The 17031-nt window shown below is 60.4% G+C and carries 15 protein-coding genes; 8 read left to right on the top strand and 7 right to left on the bottom strand.

What is annotated here, in order from left to right; translation table 11 throughout:
- The first annotated feature begins 111 nt into the window (after window positions 1-111).
- Window positions 112-1017 carry an AraC family transcriptional regulator gene (locus AAEO81_RS22120; protein WP_341959033.1) on the top strand — a complete coding sequence of 302 codons (906 nt, stop codon included), beginning with the start codon at window positions 112-114 and terminating at the stop codon, window positions 1015-1017.
- A 162-nt stretch (window positions 1018-1179) separates the two neighbouring features.
- Here the strand turns inward: AAEO81_RS22120 and AAEO81_RS22115 are convergent, their stop codons facing one another.
- Together AAEO81_RS22115 and hisD are read right to left on the bottom strand one after the other, a co-directional pair.
- On the bottom strand, window positions 1180-2571 hold the full coding sequence (locus AAEO81_RS22115; RefSeq protein ID WP_341959032.1) for a GntP family permease: 1392 nt from the start codon (window positions 2569-2571) through the stop codon (window positions 1180-1182).
- Between the two features lie 147 nt (window positions 2572-2718).
- Complete coding sequence (gene hisD / locus AAEO81_RS22110) at window positions 2719-4026, bottom strand: histidinol dehydrogenase (RefSeq protein ID WP_341959031.1); 1308 nt, start codon at window positions 4024-4026, stop codon at window positions 2719-2721.
- A gap of 184 nt (window positions 4027-4210) precedes the next feature.
- Between hisD and AAEO81_RS22105 the strand changes: the two genes are divergently transcribed.
- Window positions 4211-5275, top strand: a complete 1065-nt coding sequence (locus tag AAEO81_RS22105; RefSeq protein WP_341959030.1) for a LacI family DNA-binding transcriptional regulator — start codon at window positions 4211-4213, stop codon at window positions 5273-5275.
- A gap of 198 nt (window positions 5276-5473) precedes the next feature.
- Here AAEO81_RS22105 and AAEO81_RS22100 read toward each other — a convergent pair whose 3' ends face one another.
- Complete coding sequence (locus tag AAEO81_RS22100; RefSeq protein ID WP_341959029.1) at window positions 5474-6382, bottom strand: DMT family transporter; 909 nt, start codon at window positions 6380-6382, stop codon at window positions 5474-5476.
- A gap of 103 nt (window positions 6383-6485) precedes the next feature.
- Between AAEO81_RS22100 and AAEO81_RS22095 the strand changes: the two genes are divergently transcribed.
- Complete coding sequence (locus tag AAEO81_RS22095) at window positions 6486-7382, top strand: LysR substrate-binding domain-containing protein (protein ID WP_341959028.1); 897 nt, start codon at window positions 6486-6488, stop codon at window positions 7380-7382.
- 6 nt (window positions 7383-7388) lie between these two features.
- Here the strand turns inward: AAEO81_RS22095 and AAEO81_RS22090 are convergent, their stop codons facing one another.
- The 3 genes from AAEO81_RS22090 to AAEO81_RS22080 all read right to left on the bottom strand — a co-directional run bounded on the left by AAEO81_RS22090 (window position 7389) and on the right by AAEO81_RS22080 (window position 10523).
- A complete protein-coding gene (locus AAEO81_RS22090; protein WP_341959027.1) occupies window positions 7389-8807 on the bottom strand; it encodes a TIGR00366 family protein in 1419 nt (472 codons plus the stop codon).
- 274 nt (window positions 8808-9081) lie between these two features.
- Entirely contained in the window at window positions 9082-9738 is a 657-nt protein-coding gene (locus AAEO81_RS22085) for a CoA transferase subunit B (protein WP_341959026.1), read from the bottom strand.
- Window positions 9739-9821: 83 nt separating this feature from the next.
- Window positions 9822-10523 (bottom strand): CoA transferase subunit A, encoded by a 702-nt coding sequence (locus AAEO81_RS22080; protein WP_341959025.1) that lies wholly within the window; start codon window positions 10521-10523, stop codon window positions 9822-9824.
- A gap of 130 nt (window positions 10524-10653) precedes the next feature.
- Between AAEO81_RS22080 and AAEO81_RS22075 the strand changes: the two genes are divergently transcribed.
- The 4 genes from AAEO81_RS22075 (at window position 10654) to AAEO81_RS22060 (ending at window position 14428) form a co-directional block, all read left to right on the top strand.
- Complete coding sequence (locus tag AAEO81_RS22075) at window positions 10654-11547, top strand: LysR family transcriptional regulator (protein WP_341959024.1); 894 nt, start codon at window positions 10654-10656, stop codon at window positions 11545-11547.
- Between the two features lie 251 nt (window positions 11548-11798).
- The gene (locus AAEO81_RS22070; protein ID WP_341959023.1) at window positions 11799-13169 is read left to right on the top strand and encodes a gluconate:H+ symporter; all 1371 of its coding nucleotides are present in this window, start codon (window positions 11799-11801) and stop codon (window positions 13167-13169) included.
- Window positions 13170-13409: 240 nt separating this feature from the next.
- Window positions 13410-13685 carry a hypothetical protein gene (locus AAEO81_RS22065; RefSeq protein ID WP_341959022.1) on the top strand — a complete coding sequence of 92 codons (276 nt, stop codon included), beginning with the start codon at window positions 13410-13412 and terminating at the stop codon, window positions 13683-13685.
- Window positions 13686-13825: 140 nt separating this feature from the next.
- A complete protein-coding gene (locus AAEO81_RS22060; protein ID WP_341959021.1) occupies window positions 13826-14428 on the top strand; it encodes a LysE family translocator in 603 nt (200 codons plus the stop codon).
- A 156-nt stretch (window positions 14429-14584) separates the two neighbouring features.
- Here the strand turns inward: AAEO81_RS22060 and ssuE are convergent, their stop codons facing one another.
- Window positions 14585-15166 (bottom strand): NADPH-dependent FMN reductase, encoded by a 582-nt coding sequence (gene ssuE / locus AAEO81_RS22055; protein ID WP_341959020.1) that lies wholly within the window; start codon window positions 15164-15166, stop codon window positions 14585-14587.
- Between the two features lie 451 nt (window positions 15167-15617).
- Between ssuE and AAEO81_RS22050 the strand changes: the two genes are divergently transcribed.
- Window positions 15618-16966 (top strand): IS3 family transposase gene (locus AAEO81_RS22050; RefSeq protein ID WP_341958565.1). Its coding sequence is split into 2 segments (ribosomal slippage): window positions 15618-16082 and window positions 16085-16966, totalling 1347 coding nucleotides; the frame shifts between segments, so codons are not numbered across the junction.
- Window positions 16967-17031: the final 65 nt, after the last annotated feature.

Below are 17031 nucleotides of genomic sequence, written 5' to 3'. Positions count from 1 at the left end.
GCAAGCTGCAAGAGAAAAGCCTGTGCGCGTTGGCTTCACGTTCGCAGCTTTCAGCTTGCAGCTCGCCGCTCAAAACTTGTAGTTTGAAGTCTTTTTCCGGGCTTCATTTCGATGGCGAACACCCCCCGCATCCAGACCTACGGCATGCAACAGCGCAGCGACCGCATGGATTTTTACATTCGTGACAAGTCCGCTCGCCCAGCGCTGACGTCGCCCCATCGTCACGAATACTTCCAGATCCAGATCAACCTCGGCGGCGACACGGTGCAGCACATCGGTGGCGCGATCCGGCCGTTCCCGCGCAACACCCTGGCGTTCATCCTGCCCCATCGCCTGCACGTGATTCCGCATCCCGAAGACGGCAACTTCGTGCTGATCAATTTCTCTCAGGAATTCCTGCTGCAACGTCTGCACTGCGACCCGATGGACCTGGAAGATGTGCCGCTGACCGAAGCCCCCGAACTGGCGCCGTTCCGGTTTCAGGAGCACCTGGATTTCATTCTCGACGACGCACAGTTCGCCGAGGTGACGACGTTGCTCTTGCAGATGCGCGAGGCGGATCAGACGAGGAAACTGGGTTCGGGATCGGTGTTGCGGGGCTATCTGCTGCAGTTGATTGGCGAGGTTTGCAACCTGTTCGAGGCCGAGTTGCGGGCGCTGTCGGCAAACAAGGCCGAGCGACGAGGGCGGCGTGACGCGATGGGGCGGGTGATGGATTACATTCGCGATCACATTGCCGATCCGGCGATGACCCTGACCGACGCGGCGGCAGCGGCGTTTCTTTCGCCCAACTACCTGACCCACCTGCTGCGCAAGGAAACCGGCAGCACGTTTTCCGAGCTGGTGCTGGAGCGGCGCATGCGTCTGGCCCGTACGCATTTGATGAACAGCAACAAACCCCTGAGCCACATTGCCGAGATTTGCGGGTTTGCCGATGAGGCGTATTTCTCGCGGCGGTTTCACAAGGCCCATGGTGTGCCGCCAGGGCAGTTTCGGCGGGAGCAGCGAGGGGTGTGAAACACCGAGGTCATGAGTGGCAGATGACCTGTAGGAGCCGGCTTGCTGGCGAAGGCGTCCGTTCAGGCGCATTCATCTCGACTGACACGCCGCCTTCGCCAGCAAGCCGGCTCCTACAAAAGCATGTGCCCGACCCTGGCGCCGGGCGCATTCGAACGGCGGTTACACCAATCCCGTCGCGTAATACACGCCAATCACGAAGAACGCCGCCAGCACCTTGAAGATGGTCATGCCGAAGATGTCCTTGTAGGCCTCGCGGTGGGTCAGGCCGGTGACGGCGAGCAGGGTAATGACCGCGCCGTTGTGCGGCAGGGTATCCATGCCCCCGGCGGCCATCGACGCAACGCGGTGCATCACTTCCATCGGGATGTGCGCGGCATTGGCGGCGGCAATGAAGGTGTCGGACATGGCGGCCAGCGCAATGCTCATCCCGCCGGAGGACGAACCGGTGATCCCCGCCAGAATGTTGATGGTGATCGCCTGATTCAACAGCGGGTTGGGGATTGCCTTCAGCCCGTCGACCACCACCAGAAACCCCGGCAACGCCGCGATCACCGCGCCAAAGCCATATTCCGATGCCGTGTTCAACGTCGCCAGCATTGCGCCGCCCACGGCCGTCTTGCTGCCATCGGCCAGTTTGCTGGCGACAGTGCGGAACGAGAACACCAGCACGGTAATGATGCCCACCAACAACGCCGCCTGCACCGCCCAGATCGCGGTCAGCTTGGCGACGTCGGTCTGGATCGGCGCCTTGAGGCCCGGCAGGTGAATGCCGTACGAACCGCCGTACCAGCCCGGAATCCATTTCGTAAACAGCAGGTTCATGACGCCCACGAGGATCAGCGGCAGCAGGGCGATCAGCGGGTGGGGCAGCTTGATCTGCTCCGGGGTTTCCGGCTCATTGCGCAGGTTGGTCCCGTAACCCTCACCGGCCCGGGCGGCCTTACGACGCTGGTATTCCAGATAGACGATGCCGCAGGTCAGCACGAACAGCGAACCCAACACGCCCAGCCACGGTGCGGCCCAGGAGTTGGTGCCAAAGAAGGTCGTCGGAATGATGTTCTGGATTTGCGGGGTGCCGGGCATGGCGTCCATGGTGAAGGTGAACGCACCCAGCGCGATGGTCGCGGGCATCAGGCGCTTCGGGATGTTGCCCTGACGAAACATCTCGGCCGCGAACGGGTAGACCGCGAAGACCACCACGAACAGCGACACACCGCCGTAGGTGAGCAAAGCACAGACCAGCACGATCACCAGAATCACCTGGCTGCTCCCCAGCAACCCGATCACGGCCTGGACGATGGCGCGGGAAAAACCCGACAGTTCGATCAGCTTGCCGAACACCGCGCCGAGGAGAAAGACCGGAAAGTACAGCTTGATAAAGCCGACCATCTTGTCCATGAACAGGTCACTGAACACCGGCGCCACGGCGGTAGGATCGGTCAGCAGCACGGCGCCCAGGGCGGCCAGTGGGGCGAAGATGATGACGCTGTAACCCCGATACGCGGCCAGCATCAGAACGCACAACGCCAGAACGGCGATGACAACACTCATGAGTCAATCCTTGAAAGCGGCACAGCGAACCGCCACCCGGCCCGGTCAGGCGAGGTGCGGTCCGCAGTGGATGTGATTGTTTTTATTGTTCAGGCGAGCGGTCGTGCGCTCGCCCTTTTTCGCAAAAAGCCAACTGGAGCGTGACGCTTATTGGGCGGCACCGGCGTACGGCACGTCCTTGTGGCCATAACGGCGCACCCGGATGTTGGCCTGTTCACCGTGACCGGCGAAGCCTTCCAGCGCACACAGGCGCGAGCAGTATTCGCCGACCATCGACGACGCTTCGTCGGTGAGCACCTTCTGGTAGGTGCAGGTCTTGATGAACTTGCCGACCCACAGGCCGCCGGTGTAACGCGCGGCTTTCTTGGTGGGCAGGGTGTGGTTGGTGCCGATGACCTTGTCGCCGAACGACACGTTGGTGCGCGGACCGAGAAACAGTGCGCCGAAGTTGCGCATGTTCTTGAGGAAATAATCCGGGTCCTTGGTCATCACTTGCACGTGTTCGAAGGCGAGGTCGTTAGCGATGGCCAGCATTTCCGCTTCGTCCTCGGCGACGATCACTTCGCCGAAGCTTTCCCAGGCGCGACGGGCGATGTCGGCGGTCGGCAGAATTTTCAGCAGACGCTCGACTTCGGCCATGGTCTCGCGGGCGAGTTTTTCCGAGGTGGTCAGCAGGATGGCCGGGGAGTCAGGACCGTGTTCGGCCTGGCCCAGCAAGTCGGTGGCGCACAGTTCGCCGTCGACGGTTTCATCCGCGATCACCAGGGTTTCGGTCGGGCCTGCGAACAGGTCGATACCCACGCGACCGAACAGCTGGCGCTTGGCTTCGGCGACGAACGCGTTGCCCGGACCGACCAGCATGTCCACCTGCGCGATGGACTTGGTGCCCAGCGCCATGGCGCCGATGGCCTGAATACCGCCCAGGCAGTAAATCTCGTTGGCACCGGCCATGTGCTGCGCGGCGACGATGGCAGGCGCCGGTTTGCCGTGGAAGGGCGGGGCGCAGGTGATGATGCGCGGCACGCCGGCGACTTTCGCGGTGATCACCGACATGTGCGCCGATGCCAGCAGCGGGTATTTGCCCCCGGGCACGTAGCAGCCTGCGGCGTTCACTGGAATGTGTTTGTGGCCGAGGATGACCCCCGGCAGGGTTTCGACTTCAACGTCGACCATGGAATTGCGCTGGTGCTGGGCGAAGTTGCGCACCTGGGTCTGGGCGAATTCGATGTCCTTGAGGTCACGGTCGCTGAGCTGATCGAGACAGGCCTGGATTTCAGCGTCCGTGAGGCGGTAGTCCTCGCGGTCCATCTTGTCGAAACGGATTGCCAATTCACGCACGGCGGCGTCGCCACGTGCTTCGATGTCGGCCAGCAGGTTTTCAACGGTATCGCGGACTTCACGGGCAGCGGATTTGATGACTTCTGCTTCGGCGCCTTGTTTAAGCCACTTAGCCACGGTGTTCTCCTTGGAGATTGTTCTTATGGGTATGAAGATTTGCATACGTATGCAATGACTTGATCTTAATCCAGGATTTTTCAGGTTGCAAACCCCTCACGCCAAATGGACGCGAATTTCAGCGCGGGATGTGACATAAGCGATTGGCAGGTATCATCATTTTTTTTTCGGCGGTCGAAACGATATGTCAGACAACACGGAGCGGGGACGGCGTCCGGTGACGGCCCATGACGTGGCCAGGCAGGCAGGGGTTTCCCAGTCGGCGGTGTCGCGCACGTTCACCAAGGGCGCCAGTGTGTCGCCCGACACCCGGCGCAAGGTCGAAGAGGCCGCAGCGCTACTGGGCTATCGCCCCAATCTGGTGGCGCGCTCGCTGATCACCCGACGCTCCAACCTGATCGGCGTGGCCATTCCGGGCATGGCCAACCCGTTTTATGCGCGAGTGCTGGAATCGCTGTCAGCGGCCTTCGAAGGCTTGGGCTATCGCATTCTGTTGTTTTCCATGGCCAACAACGAAGATTCCGACCCGGTGCTGGAAGAAATCCTGCGCTATCAGGTCGACGGTCTGGTGCTGGTGTCGGCGAGCCTGTCGTCGCATTTTGCCGAGGAGTGCCGCACCATCGGACTGCCCGTGGTGCTGTTCAACCGCACCAATGGCAGCACCTCTGTCTCCAGCGTGACCAGCGACAACCTCACCGGCAGTCGCACCATCGCGCAGTTTCTGGTGGCGGCCGGGCATGAGCGATTGGCGTTCATCGCGGGCAAGGAAAGCTCTTCGACCAACCGTGACCGTGAAGCGGGTTTCAGCGGCTACCTGACGTCGCAAGGGCTGCCGCCGCCGTTGCGTGAAGTGGGGGAATACACCTTCGAAGGCGCCATGGCCGCGACCCGCCGGTTGCTGAGCCTCGATGCGCCGCCCGATGCGATTTTCTGTGCCAACGACCTGATGGCGCTGGCCGCTATCAACGTGTGCCATGAGCGCGGGGTGAAACCGGGCAGCGACGTCTCCATCGTCGGGTTCGACGATTTGCCGCAAGGGCAGTGGCCCATCTTCGGTCTGACCACGTTCGAACAGCCCATGACCGAAATGATCGGCCGCGCGGTGAACATCATCTGCGCGCAACTGGCCGATCCGAACACCTCGGCGATTCAGGAGATTCTGCCGGGGCGAATGATCGTACGCGACACGGCGCGAATTCCCGCAACCGGCGTCGTGGAGATCAATGGCGAGCGGATCTGGCAGCCCTGATGCGTTTCAGCGGCATCAGGCTTTCAAGGCCCGTGTCAGTTCGCTGAACAGCGCCAAACTGACCGCAAAGCGTTTCGATATCAGGGAGCAGGCATGAAACAGAAGCACAGCATTCGCATCGCATTGGTGGGAAGGCAAAACGCCGCCGCTGGTGAAGGCTTTCGTGCGGGCGTGCGCGTTGAGCTGAGGGGGCAGCGTTTACGCTTCGGACTGCACACGCTGAGCGGCCAGTCGACGGCCGCTCTGCAACACGAACACCCCGCCCAGAATCGCCGCGATGGCCACGACGTCCAGCCCGTGCACCGGCTCGCCGGCGACAAATATGCCGATCAACAACGCGATGACGGGCGGGATATACGTGGCCGAGGCGGCGATCACCGCGCCCAGCCGTTCGACGATGAAGTAATACAGGATGTACGCCACGCCGGTGCCGGACAGGCCCAGTCCGAGGGACACGCCGATCATGGCTTTGGGGCTGTCGGTGATGTGTTCCATGCCGGTCCGGTCGGTGACGGCCAGCAGAATCAGCAGCGCCAGGCCGATCTGATAGGTGCACAGCGCGACCGCCGAAATGTTCAGCCCGGTCAGGAAACGTTTGGCGTAGACGAACGAGCAACCGATGCTCAACGAGCCGAGCATCATGTACATCACGCCTTTCACCGAGATTGCCGCGTCGCCTGTGGCCCATGGCCGGGCGATCAATAGCACGCCGACGAACCCCAGCAGTACGCCAAGAGTCATGCGCCCGTTGAGTTTTTCTTCCCGCAGAAACAGAAAGGCGCAGCCGAAGGTGAACAACGGAATCACCCCGCTCAGCAGCCCCGCGACGCTCGACAGCAACAGGGTCGTGCCTTCCGCGTAGAGGTAGTAGTAGACCGCTGTCGCCAGCAGCGCCATCACCAGAAAGTGATGCAGATGGCGCACGTGGCTCCAGCTCAGGGCACGGGTGGCCAAGGCGTAAATGAGGATTGGCAGGAAACCGAAGAATGAGCGGACCAGCACGATCTGCGCGGGAGAAATCCACTCCAACGCCCACTTCATGAACATGAAGTTGGTGCCCCAGATCAGCCCGAGGAGGGCGAAGGCGAAGTAGGCGATGTTTTTCATGGGAAGTCGGTCTGCCACTTGGTCGATGAGGTGGCGATTGTGCGCGGTGGCGTGATCCGTTACAAATCATCATCTCTATGGGATGGGATAGAAAATCTACGCCATGAAGCCTCCTCCACCTCTGAAAGCGTTGCTGTGTTTCGATGCAGCCATGCGATTGAACAGTTTTTCTCTTGCGGCCGATGAGCTGAGCGTGACACCCGGCGCGGTTGGCCAGCAGATTCGCAACCTTGAGCAGTGGCTGGGCGTGTCGCTGTTCACCCGACAGATCCGGCAGGTGCAGCCGACGCCGGACGGCCAGGCGTACTGGGCGCGCATTCAGCCTGCGTTGGCGCAGATCATCGACGCCAGCCACGCCTTGCGTGATCGCCACAACAACAACGTCTGGCTGAACATGCCGCCGAGCCTGGCCGCCAAATGGTTCGCCCGGCGCATGGCCGGTTTTCTTGAAAGCCATCCCGGCGTGGCGTTGCACTTGAGTTCGTCGATCAGCCTCACCGATTTCAGCAGCGAGCGGGTCGATCTGGCGATCCGGCATTTCGACGGGCATGCGCCGGAGCTGGACGTCGAGCTGCTGCATCAGGACGACGCGAGGGTGTATTGCAGCCCGGCATACATCGAGCAGGTCGGGTTGCGTAAGCCGGGGGATCTGCGACGGGCGACGCTGCTGCACAACACCTTGCACCCGCATTGGTCGGACTGGTTGCAGCGCTTTGCGGGAATCGGCGACGAGGAGGGCAGGGGCATTCCCGGCATACATTTCGATCAGTCATTGATGGCCATTGAAGCGGCGCGGCGGAATCAGGGGGTGGTCATCACCAGCGAATGGCTGACCCAGGAGGAGGTGGCGAGCGGGGTGTTGGTGGAACCCTTCGCACAGCGCTTGCCGCTGACGAAGGGGTATTACCTGGTGCAGCCCAAGCATTCGATCCTGCGCCCGACGGTGCAGGCGCTGAAGGCGTGGCTGATCGAACTCGCCAATCAGCCATCGAACGAGTGAAGCGTCTTACGGCATCAACGGCGGAATGTACGCCAGCGTCGTGCCCAGCGCCCACAGCAGGAACAGCACCAGCGGCGTGTGAACGAGCAATTGCACGAACGAGAAGCCGATCAGGTCGCGGGCTTTGAGGCCCAGGACACCCAGCAGCGGCAGCATGTAGAACGGGTTGATGAGGTTCGGCAACGCTTCGGCGGCGTTGTAGATCTGCACTGCCCAGCCCAGGTGGTATTTCAGGTCGTTGGCGACTTGCATCACGTACGGCGCTTCGATGATCCACTTGCCGCCACCGGACGGAATGAAGAAGCCGAGGATGGCCGAGTACACGCCCATCAGCAGCGCGTACGTGTCGTGGGAGGCGATGCTGGTGAAGAACGTCGAGATGTGGTGCGCGACGGTCTGCGCGTCACCGCCCTTGACCGTGGTCAGCAGCGCGGCAATCGAACCGTACAGCGGGAACTGAATCAGCACGCCGGTCGTGGTCGGCACGGCGCGGGCCACGGCGTCCAGGAAACTGCGCGGACGCCAGTGCAGCAGGGCACCGACCATGATGAACAGGAAGTTATAGGTGTTCAGGCCGGAAATCGCGGTGATCGCGGGTTTGGTGCTGAATTCGTTGTACAACCAGCCGGACGCCAGCACGACCATCAGAATGATCAGCAGCGGGCTGTATTCCAGCCACTCGCCCGGCCGGGTGCGCGGTGGCAGTGGCGGCATGCTGAACGCCGGGTCGACACCGCAATCCTTGGCTTCGCGGGCACTGTTCGGGCCGGGCGCGGTGGCGTAGGCGACGATGATCGAGATCACCACCAAGGCCAGCAGCATGACGCCCGACTGCCAGAGGAAGATGGTCTGGGTGAACGGGATCATGCCGGTAATCGCCAGAATCGACGGCGGCAGGCTCGCCGGGTTGGCTTGCAATTGCGCGGCGGATGACGACAGGCCCAACGCCCACACGGCGCCGAGTCCCAGATACGCGGCGGCACCGGCGGCGCGGTAGTCCATTTTCAGGTCGGTACGACGGGCCAGCGCACGCACCAGCAGACCACCGAACACCAGCGACAGGCCCCAGTTCAGCAGGGACGCGACCATGGAAATCAGCGCGACCCAGGCCACGGCCGAACGACCGTTTTTCGGGATGCGGGCCAGACGGTCGATCAGCTTCACCGCCGGTGGCGAGCTGGCGACCACGTAACCGCCGATGACCACGAAGGCCATTTGCATGGTGAAGGGGATCAGGCTCCAGAAACCGTCGCCGAAGGCTTTGGCGGTGTCAGCGGGTTTGGCTCCGATGGCCAGCGTCGCTAGGGTGACGATGACTACGGCAAGGGCGGCGAACACCCAGGAGTCGGGGAACCAGCGTTCGGCCCACTTGGCGCAGCGCAGGGCAAATCGGGCGGAGCGGCTTTCTTCAATATCAGCGGCCACGTAGGAATACCTCTTGGAGTTGTTATTAAGGGCTATTGAAATAGCTGTTTTTAGGGTTGGCAGTGGTACGAAAAAGATGGAGCTTTAGATACAGCAAAGCCCCTTCGTTGCGGAAGGGGCAGAGTGGCATAACGATATGACGACTACTGACTCGTTCCTGTAGGAGTGAGCTTGCTCGCGATTGGACCGATCAGACACTGCGTGGGTGGCTGAACAATCTATCGCGAGCAAGCTCACTCCTACAGGGGACGAGTCGGGCTGAAGCCTGAACTCATCAGAACATCATTTCCTTCACGTCATCCGGCACGATCAGCTTGCCGGCGGTCTTGGCGATGATCTCTTCGACCGTCACGCCCGGGGCGGTTTCGCGCAGGATGAACGCGCCGTTTTCGATCTCCAGATAGGCCAGATCGGTCAGGACTTTCTTGATGCAACCCGCGCCCGTCAGCGGCAGGCTGCAACGGGATAGGAGTTTGGACTCACCGTCCTTGGACGCGTGGGTCATGGTCACGATGATGTTGTCGGCACCGGCCACCAGGTCCATCGCGCCGCCCATGCCTTTCACCAGCTTGCCGGGGATCATCCACGACGCGATGTTGCCGTCGACGTCGACTTCGAACGCGCCCAGCACGGTCAGGTCGACATGGCCGCCACGGATCATGGCGAAGGATTCGGCGGAGTTGAAAATCGACGCGCCAAGGCGGGCGGTCACCGTCTGTTTGCCGGCGTTGATCATGTCGGCATCGATCGTTTCTTCGGTCGGGAACGCGCCCATGCCCAGCAGGCCGTTTTCCGATTGCAGCATCACGTCGATGCCGTCCGGGACGTAGTTGGCGACCAGGGTCGGGATACCGATGCCCAGGTTCACGTAAAAGCCGTCTTGCAGTTCGCGCGCAACGCGCTGTGCCATTTGTTCGCGGGAGAGTGCCATGATCGTGCGTCTCTTTTATTCTGTCCGGCGTGTGAAAGCCGACGTTTCCAAAGGAATAAGCGTTCGAGGTGCGAAGCGGGAGATCAGGCTTTCCTGATCGTGCGCTGTTCGATGCGTTTCTCGAAGGTGCCCAGGATCACGCGGTCTACATAAATGCCCGGCGTGTGGATTTCGGTCGGCAGCAGCACGCCCGGCTCGACGATTTCCTCGACCTCGACCACGGTGATTTTCCCGGCGGTGGCGGCGATCGGGTTGAAATTCTGCGCAGTGTGACGATAGACGACGTTGCCGAAGTGGTCGGCCTTCCAGCCTTTGACGATCGCAAAGTCGCCGGTGATGGATTCTTCAAGAATCACGTTACGGCCGTTGAACTGGCGGGTTTCCTTGCCTTCAGCGACAGGGGTGCCGTAACCGGTGGCGGTGTAGAAAGCGGGGATGCCAGCACCGCCTGCGCGCATTTTTTCAGCGAGGGTGCCTTGGGGAGTGAGTTCGACTTCCAGCTCGCCGTTGAGCAACTGTTCTTCGAACAGCTTGTTCTCGCCGACGTAGGACGCGACCATTTTGCGGATCTGCCGGTCTTCCAGCAGGATGCCGAGGCCGAAACCGTCGACGCCGCAGTTGTTCGACACCACCGTCAGGCCTTTCACGCCCATGCGTTTGATCTGCGCGATGAGGTTTTCAGGGATACCACACAGGCCAAAGCCGCCCGCCAGTACCGTCATGTTGTCGGTCAGGCCAGCGAGGGCCTCTTCGTAAGTTGCAACCCGTTTGTCGAGTCCAGCCATGGTGATATCCCGCCTGATTTGTAGTTGTGTCTGACAATCATGCTGCCAGAGAGCGTTGTTTGCATCTTCTCTCTGTCTCAGTGATTTGTTAATTTTGTTTTTTTCATAGATTGATAAGTATTTCAAATATATGAACGTGAAACAGCTCCGAGCATTTCTGGCCGTCGCGCAGTCCCTGAGTTTCGCGCAGGCGGGAGAGCGCCTGCACCTGTCGCAACCGGCGCTGAGCCTGACCATCAAGGCATTGGAAGAGGACTTGGGCGGTCAATTGCTGACCCGCACCACGCGTAATGTCAGCCTGACCCCGGAAGGGGAAACGCTTGTGCCCTTGGCCCGTCAGCTGTTGGCGGATTGGGACAACGCCGAAGAACTGCTGCGCCAACGCTTCACCTTGCAGATGGGCAAAGTGTCGATTGCCGCGATGCCGTCGTTCGCGGGGAATTTGCTGCCGATCGCGCTCAAGGTGTTTCGCGGGCGCTACCCCAGGGTCAACGTCGCGGTGCACGACGTGATCAACGAGCAAGTGTTGGAAATGGTGGATCACCGCCGCGTTGAATTGGGCATCGGCTTCGAACCCGAGTCCGCCAACAACCTGACCTTCACGCCGTTCTACACCGACCGTTTCGTCGCGGTGGTGCCGATGGATTCGCCCTTGGCGGCGAAAGGGGAGGTGACGTGGGACGAGCTGCTGCGCCACGACTTCATCACCCTGCAACGGCCCTCCGCCGTGCGGTTGTTGCTTGAGCAGGATCTGCAAACCCAGCACGGCAAGCTCTCGGTGGCGTTTGAAAGCCATCAGCTGTCCACGGTCGGCCGCATGGTGGCGAACGGGTTGGGGGTCAGCGCCGTGCCCTCGTTGTGCATTCAGCAAATGCAGGAGTTGGGCGCCCGCTGCATTGCGCTCGAAGGGCCGCGCATCGAACGGCGGATCGGGTTGATGACCCTCGCCGATCACAAACTGTCAGCCGCGGCGCAGGCGTTAAGGGATGTGTTGATTGAGTGCGCCCAAACCCCATTACTGTAGGAGTGAGCTTGCTCGCGATAGCGATATGCCTGCCCCAGATTCGAGACCTGACCCTCCGCTATCGCGAGCAAGCTCACTCCTACAGTCATAGACCGTATTCATCTAGATGAATGGATGAATGGCAGGGCTTTTCGGCCACTTTCCGAGAAAAAATCACTGCGACGACGTGCCGCATCCGGTATCGTTTGGCCATCTGAAACAAAGTGTTTCAGAAAACCTTGAATAAGAATCGAACGATTAAGGGGTCACTCTTGGACTTGTCGTCTGCTGCGTGGGTGTTTCATGACACCCGCCTGATCATCTGCTGCCTGATCGCCATTGCCACGATCATCGTGTTGATCAGCGCCACCAAACTCCCGCCGTTTCTGTCGATTCTGGTGGGTACTTTCATCGCAGGGATAGGTGCGGGGCTGCCAGCGGAGGCGGTTGCAAAAGCGTTCAGCAAAGGTGCGGGCGGGATTCTCGGGGAAGCGGGGATCATCATTGCGCTCGGTGCCATGCTTGGCGCGCTGATGGCGGAATCGGGGGCGGCGGACCGCATTGCCTCGACACTGCTGGGGTTGGGCAAGGGCAAGACGCTGCCATGGGTGATGGCGCTGGTGGCGATGGTCATCGGCCTGCCGCTGTTCTTCGAGGTGGGGTTGGTGATGATGGTGCCAATCATCTTCGTGATGGCGCGTCAGTCAAACCTGCCGCTGCTGAAAATCGCGATTCCGGCATTGGCGGGCATGACCACACTGCACGCACTCATGCCTCCGCACCCAGGGCCGTTGATTGCGGTCAGCGCGTTGCACGCCGACCTGGGCCTGACCATGTTGCTGGGCATTTGTATCGCGATTCCGGCGGTGATTCTGACCGGTCCGCTGTACGGCAACTGGCTGTCCAAGCGCCTGCACATTGAGGCGCCGGCTGAATTGGGCGAGCTGTTTTCTGCCAAATCCAACGTGAACCGTCAGCCGGGGTTTGGTATTTCCCTGCTGATCATCCTGTTGCCGGTGATTCTGATGCTCGGCAGCACGCTGGCCAAAGTGGCGATGGAGCCGGAAAGCAACGTCGCGCTGACCCTGAAATTCCTCGGCGAACCGCTGGTGGCCTTGGGGATCGCCGTGCTGGCGGCCACGGTTTGCCTCGGTTGGGCCAACGGCATTTCCCGCGAACAGGTCGGCGGCACGCTGCGCAAAAGCCTTGCGCCGATTGCCGTGCTGTTGCTGACCATCGGCGCCGGTGGTGGTTTGAAGCAAACGTTGCTGGATGCGGGTGTCAGCCAGACCATCAGTAAAGTGGCCGAAGGCGCGCACATGCCGTACCTGCTGCTGGCCTGGCTGATCGCCGTGGCACTGCGACAGGCCACGGGTTCTGCCACCGTGGCGACGACCACCACTGCGGGTATTCTCGCGCCGATGATGGCGGGCCTGGCGCCGATCGAAGCGTCGTTGGTGGCGTTGGTGATCGGCGCGGGTTCGGTGTTCTTCTGCCACGTCAACGACGCGGGTTTCTGGATGGTCCGCGAGTATTTTGGCTTGCAGCTCAAGCAGACGATCTGGGTGTGGTCGGTGTTGCAGACCATCGTCTCGGTCGTGGGCCTGATCGGCACATCGCTGTTGTGGCATTGGTTGGTGTGACCGGACGCTGAAAGCTTTTGTAGGAGCGCGCTTGCCCGCGATGGCAGTCAGTCAGGCACTGCGCCAGCGTCTGGCCTGCCCCCATCGCGGGCAAGCGCGCTCCTACAATGGCGGTGCAAACGTTCCGCGCAGCAACCGTTCAAACCGCCAATAGCGACTATCAAGACGACTGATTTCAGCTGGAATGCCCCGGCGCGTAGCCTTGGCTTCATTCCAGAAACGAGCCGAATGGAGGCTCCCATGAACCGTCTTCTTGCCCTTGCCCTGTTGCTTTCAGTCGCTGTCGTTTCTGGCTGTGCCGCTGGCAATCATCCCGAATTGCGCCCATACACCGCTGAAGAAACCCACCAGTTGGCCCTTGAAGACCTCAACCGTCGCGGCCTCTCCTACGACGATTACCAGGCCCGCAAAGCTCAGTTGATGGCCCAGCCTCAATTGCAGCAAGCCCACGAATTCGACAACCGCGGCGAGTTCAACGCCGAGGTCAGCACGGCTTCCAAGGCTCGTCAGGGCTGAACGCTGTACGCCAATACAGTTGCCGTGATCCAAGTGCTGCAAAGTAACTGTACGGACGAAAGTCAGCCTTACTGTCCATGTGTTTCCCGCCTCGCTTTCGCTAGCGTGGCAGGCAGAAAACAACACACTGGACCCGTCTCATGCTGACTCCCGACCTGCTGCTCGCCTTTATCCTGTTCGCCCTCGTTTCATCCATCACACCGGGTCCCAACAACACTATGCTGCTGTCCTCGGGCGTGAACTTCGGTTTCAACCGCACCATTCCCCACATGCTCGGCATCAGCTGCGGTTTCGCGTTGATGGTGCTGGCGGTCGGCTTCGGTCTGGGGGCAGTGTTCAAGGCTTATCCCGTGCTCTACACCGTGCTGCGTTACGCGGGCGCGGCATATCTGTTGTACCTGGCGTACAAGATCGCGACCTCAGGCCCCGCCAACGAAAGCGATGCAGGCAAAGGCAAACCGATGAGCTTCCTCGGCGCGGCAGCGTTCCAGTGGGTCAATCCCAAGGCGTGGGTGATGGCGGTCGGCGCGATCAGCACGTACACGCCCATGAATGGCTATTTCACGAACGTTGCGGTGATCGCGCTGGTGTTTGGCATCGTCAACCTGCCAGCGGTGGGGATGTGGGCGGGGTTTGGCAGCCTGTTGCGCAACGTGCTGCGAGATCCGCTGTGGTTGCGGGTGTTCAATGGGGTAATGGCGGCGTTGTTGGTGTTGTCGCTGTACCCGCTGTTGGAGCACTGATTCGGTCTGTCGGACGCCCCGTCCGGAACATGAAACGGTGAATGAACTGTGGGAGCGAATTCATTCGCGAAAGGGTGGTACATCCGATAGAGATTTATCGGGCGTGCCGGCGTATCGCGAATGAATTCGCTCCCACAGGGAAATGCGTTTAGCTGCTTACAACGCCAGCTTCAAATGCCCACCCGCCTCTTTATGCCGCGCGTTCGTACGGTGTTGCAGGCCCAGCAGGAAATGATCCAGCCCGTCGTGCAGTCGCTGGGTCAGCAGTTCGTCGAGGTCCCCACCGAGATCGTTGTCGCCGTAGCTGATCTGGGTGTCGATGGCGAACACGCCGTGCAGCACTTCCTGGCATTTGAGCGCAGAGAGCACGGGCTTCAGCGCGTAATCCACGGCCAGCATGTGCGCGATGCTGCCACCGGTGGCGATGGGCAGGACGACTTTGCCGTGCAGCGAGCGCTCCGGCAGCAAGTCCAGCAGGGTTTTCAACGCGCCGGAAAACGAGGCCTTGTACACCGGCGTGCCGATCAGCAGGCCATCGGCCTTGGCCACAGCGTCGATGAAGGCGATGACTTCGGGGCTGTCGAAGCGTGCGTAAAGCAGGTCTTCGGCATTGAAGTCCTGGACGCGGACAGGCTTCACACCGACGCCGTGATCGGTCAGCCACTGTGCCGCGTGTTTCAGCACCACGCCCGAGCGTGACCGGGTCGATGGGCTGCCTGAAATTGAAACGACCAACATGTTCAGATTCCTTGGGGTCAGTCACCCGAGGTGCAACGTGCACCGTACAGGCCGCGTGCAACGCGAAAGTGAGTGGGCGGATAGACCCTGTGACAGTTTTAAAGCAGCATGCGTGCCAGCGTAGCCGACGAACGTGTTGCCCAATGATTCCGGTGGGGCGCGACAGTTGGGTCAGGAACGCTTCATGGCATGAACTGATGCGGGAAGCGGCAAGTGTTGATTGAGTGTTGCTATAGCAACATTTGACGTTTGTTTCGGCATCATCGCCGCCAGCCAGATGAATGCAATCCTTGTGGGAGACGCCGGAGGTTACGACGGCAGCGAAAGCGGTGTGTCAGGCAACTCATCGACATCTGACACACCGCCTTCGCTGCCGTCGTAACCTCCGGCGTCTCCCACAGTTTGAACTGCCCCCAAGAAGTTGGACACCCATCCAACCCCTGGGGGATCTATGGTCAAGTACACCGAGCAGTTCAAGCTCACGGCGGTCACCGCCTACCTAAACGGCACCGACGGCTTCCGAACAGTGGCCAGACATTTTGGCATCGACTTCAGTCTCCTTCGACGCTGGGTCGCCAGTTATCGGACTGGCAACAGCATCAAGCCAATGTCGTATGCGCGGCGGTACAGCGAGGATTTCAAGCGCCAAGTCTTGACCTACATGCATGAGCATCGACTTTCGCTACGCCAGACCGCTGCGCATTTTGACCTTGGGCGGTCCTCCCTGATAGGCATCTGGCAACGCCAGTATTACAGTGACAGTCCTGTCACCCCTACTGCCATCCAGCCAGCCGACACGCCCATGAAAATCAAACCCGCCAAACCCACCGACACCAACGATGCACAAAAGCCACGAGAGCAGTTGATGGCTGAACTTGAGTACATGCGCATGGAGAACGCTGTCCTAAAGGAGCTCAAGGCCCTGCGCGAGGAAAAGGAGCGAACACGGGGGAAAAAGTCCTGATCGTCCGCAAACTCAAGCACCGATTCCCATTGCCCGACCTCCTTGAGCTGGTCGGGCTGGCACGCAGCACCTTCTATTACCAGGTCAAGGCTGAGCAGAAACCGGACCGGCATGCGGCGCTCAAGGAACGGGTGCAGCAGGAATATCACAAGCAGAGAGGGCTGTATGGCTATCGGCGTATTGCGCTTGCGCTCAGAAAGGAAGGAACGCTGGTCAACAAGAAGGTCATCGAACGGCTGATGGCCGAACAGGGTTTGCAATCGGTCGTACGGCCCAAGAAATACCGTTCCTACCGGGGGACTGTTGGCAAAATCGCCGCGAACCTGCTGGAGCGTAATTTTCATGCACCCCGGCCAAAACAGAAGTGGGTAACCGACGTCACCGAGTTCAAAGTGGGTCAGCAGAAGCTCTACTTGTCTCCTGTGATGGATTTGTACAACGGCGAAATCATCGCGTACGAAACAGCCAGTCGGCCTTACTACGAGTTGGTGGGGAACATGCTCGACAAGGCGTTGGCTTGCTTGGGAGACGCGCCCAAACTGGTCGTTCATTCGGACCAGGGATGGCACTACCAACAGCCACGCTATCGCCACGCACTCAGCGAAAAAGGTGTGAAACAGAGCATGTCCCGCAAAGGCAATTGCCTGGATAATGCGGCGATGGAGAGTTTTTTCGGCACGCTGAAGTCAGAGTTTTTCTACCTGAAGCGTTTCGAGAGTGTGGAAGAATTGAAGGTCGGCCTGGATGAGTACATTCATTACTACAACCATGACCGCATCAAGCTGAGACTCAATGGCCTGAGTCCTGTTGAATACAGGACTCAGGCTGCGGCGTAAACTGTCCAACTTTTGGGGGGCAGTTCAGTTCCGGCGTCTCCCACAAGTCCACGGGCGTTCGGGCG

This window comes from Pseudomonas sp. RC10, from assembly GCF_038397775.1.
In the GTDB taxonomy this organism is placed as follows: Bacteria; Pseudomonadota; Gammaproteobacteria; order Pseudomonadales; family Pseudomonadaceae; genus Aquipseudomonas; species Aquipseudomonas bambusae.
The sequence above is the reverse complement of the archived record's forward strand: the minus strand, read 5'-3'. Positions and strand labels throughout refer to the sequence as shown.

Bases quoted from the DNA above. Each gene is read 5' to 3' on its own strand.
- AAEO81_RS22120 (WP_341959033.1), top strand. From the start codon at position 112: ATGGCGAACACCCCCCGCATCCAGACCTACGGCATGCAACAGCGCAGC.
- AAEO81_RS22115 (WP_341959032.1), bottom strand. From the start codon at position 2,571: ATGAGTGTTGTCATCGCCGTTCTGGCGTTGTGCGTTCTGATGCTGGCC.
- AAEO81_RS22105 (WP_341959030.1), top strand. From the start codon at position 4,211: ATGTCAGACAACACGGAGCGGGGACGGCGTCCGGTGACGGCCCATGAC.
- AAEO81_RS22100 (WP_341959029.1), bottom strand. From the start codon at position 6,382: ATGAAAAACATCGCCTACTTCGCCTTCGCCCTCCTCGGGCTGATCTGG.
- AAEO81_RS22095 (WP_341959028.1), top strand. From the start codon at position 6,486: ATGAAGCCTCCTCCACCTCTGAAAGCGTTGCTGTGTTTCGATGCAGCC.
- AAEO81_RS22085 (WP_341959026.1), bottom strand. From the start codon at position 9,738: ATGGCACTCTCCCGCGAACAAATGGCACAGCGCGTTGCGCGCGAACTG.
- AAEO81_RS22080 (WP_341959025.1), bottom strand. From the start codon at position 10,523: ATGGCTGGACTCGACAAACGGGTTGCAACTTACGAAGAGGCCCTCGCT.
- AAEO81_RS22075 (WP_341959024.1), top strand. From the start codon at position 10,654: ATGAACGTGAAACAGCTCCGAGCATTTCTGGCCGTCGCGCAGTCCCTG.
- AAEO81_RS22065 (WP_341959022.1), top strand. From the start codon at position 13,410: ATGAACCGTCTTCTTGCCCTTGCCCTGTTGCTTTCAGTCGCTGTCGTT.
- AAEO81_RS22060 (WP_341959021.1), top strand. From the start codon at position 13,826: ATGCTGACTCCCGACCTGCTGCTCGCCTTTATCCTGTTCGCCCTCGTT.
- ssuE (WP_341959020.1), bottom strand. From the start codon at position 15,166: ATGTTGGTCGTTTCAATTTCAGGCAGCCCATCGACCCGGTCACGCTCG.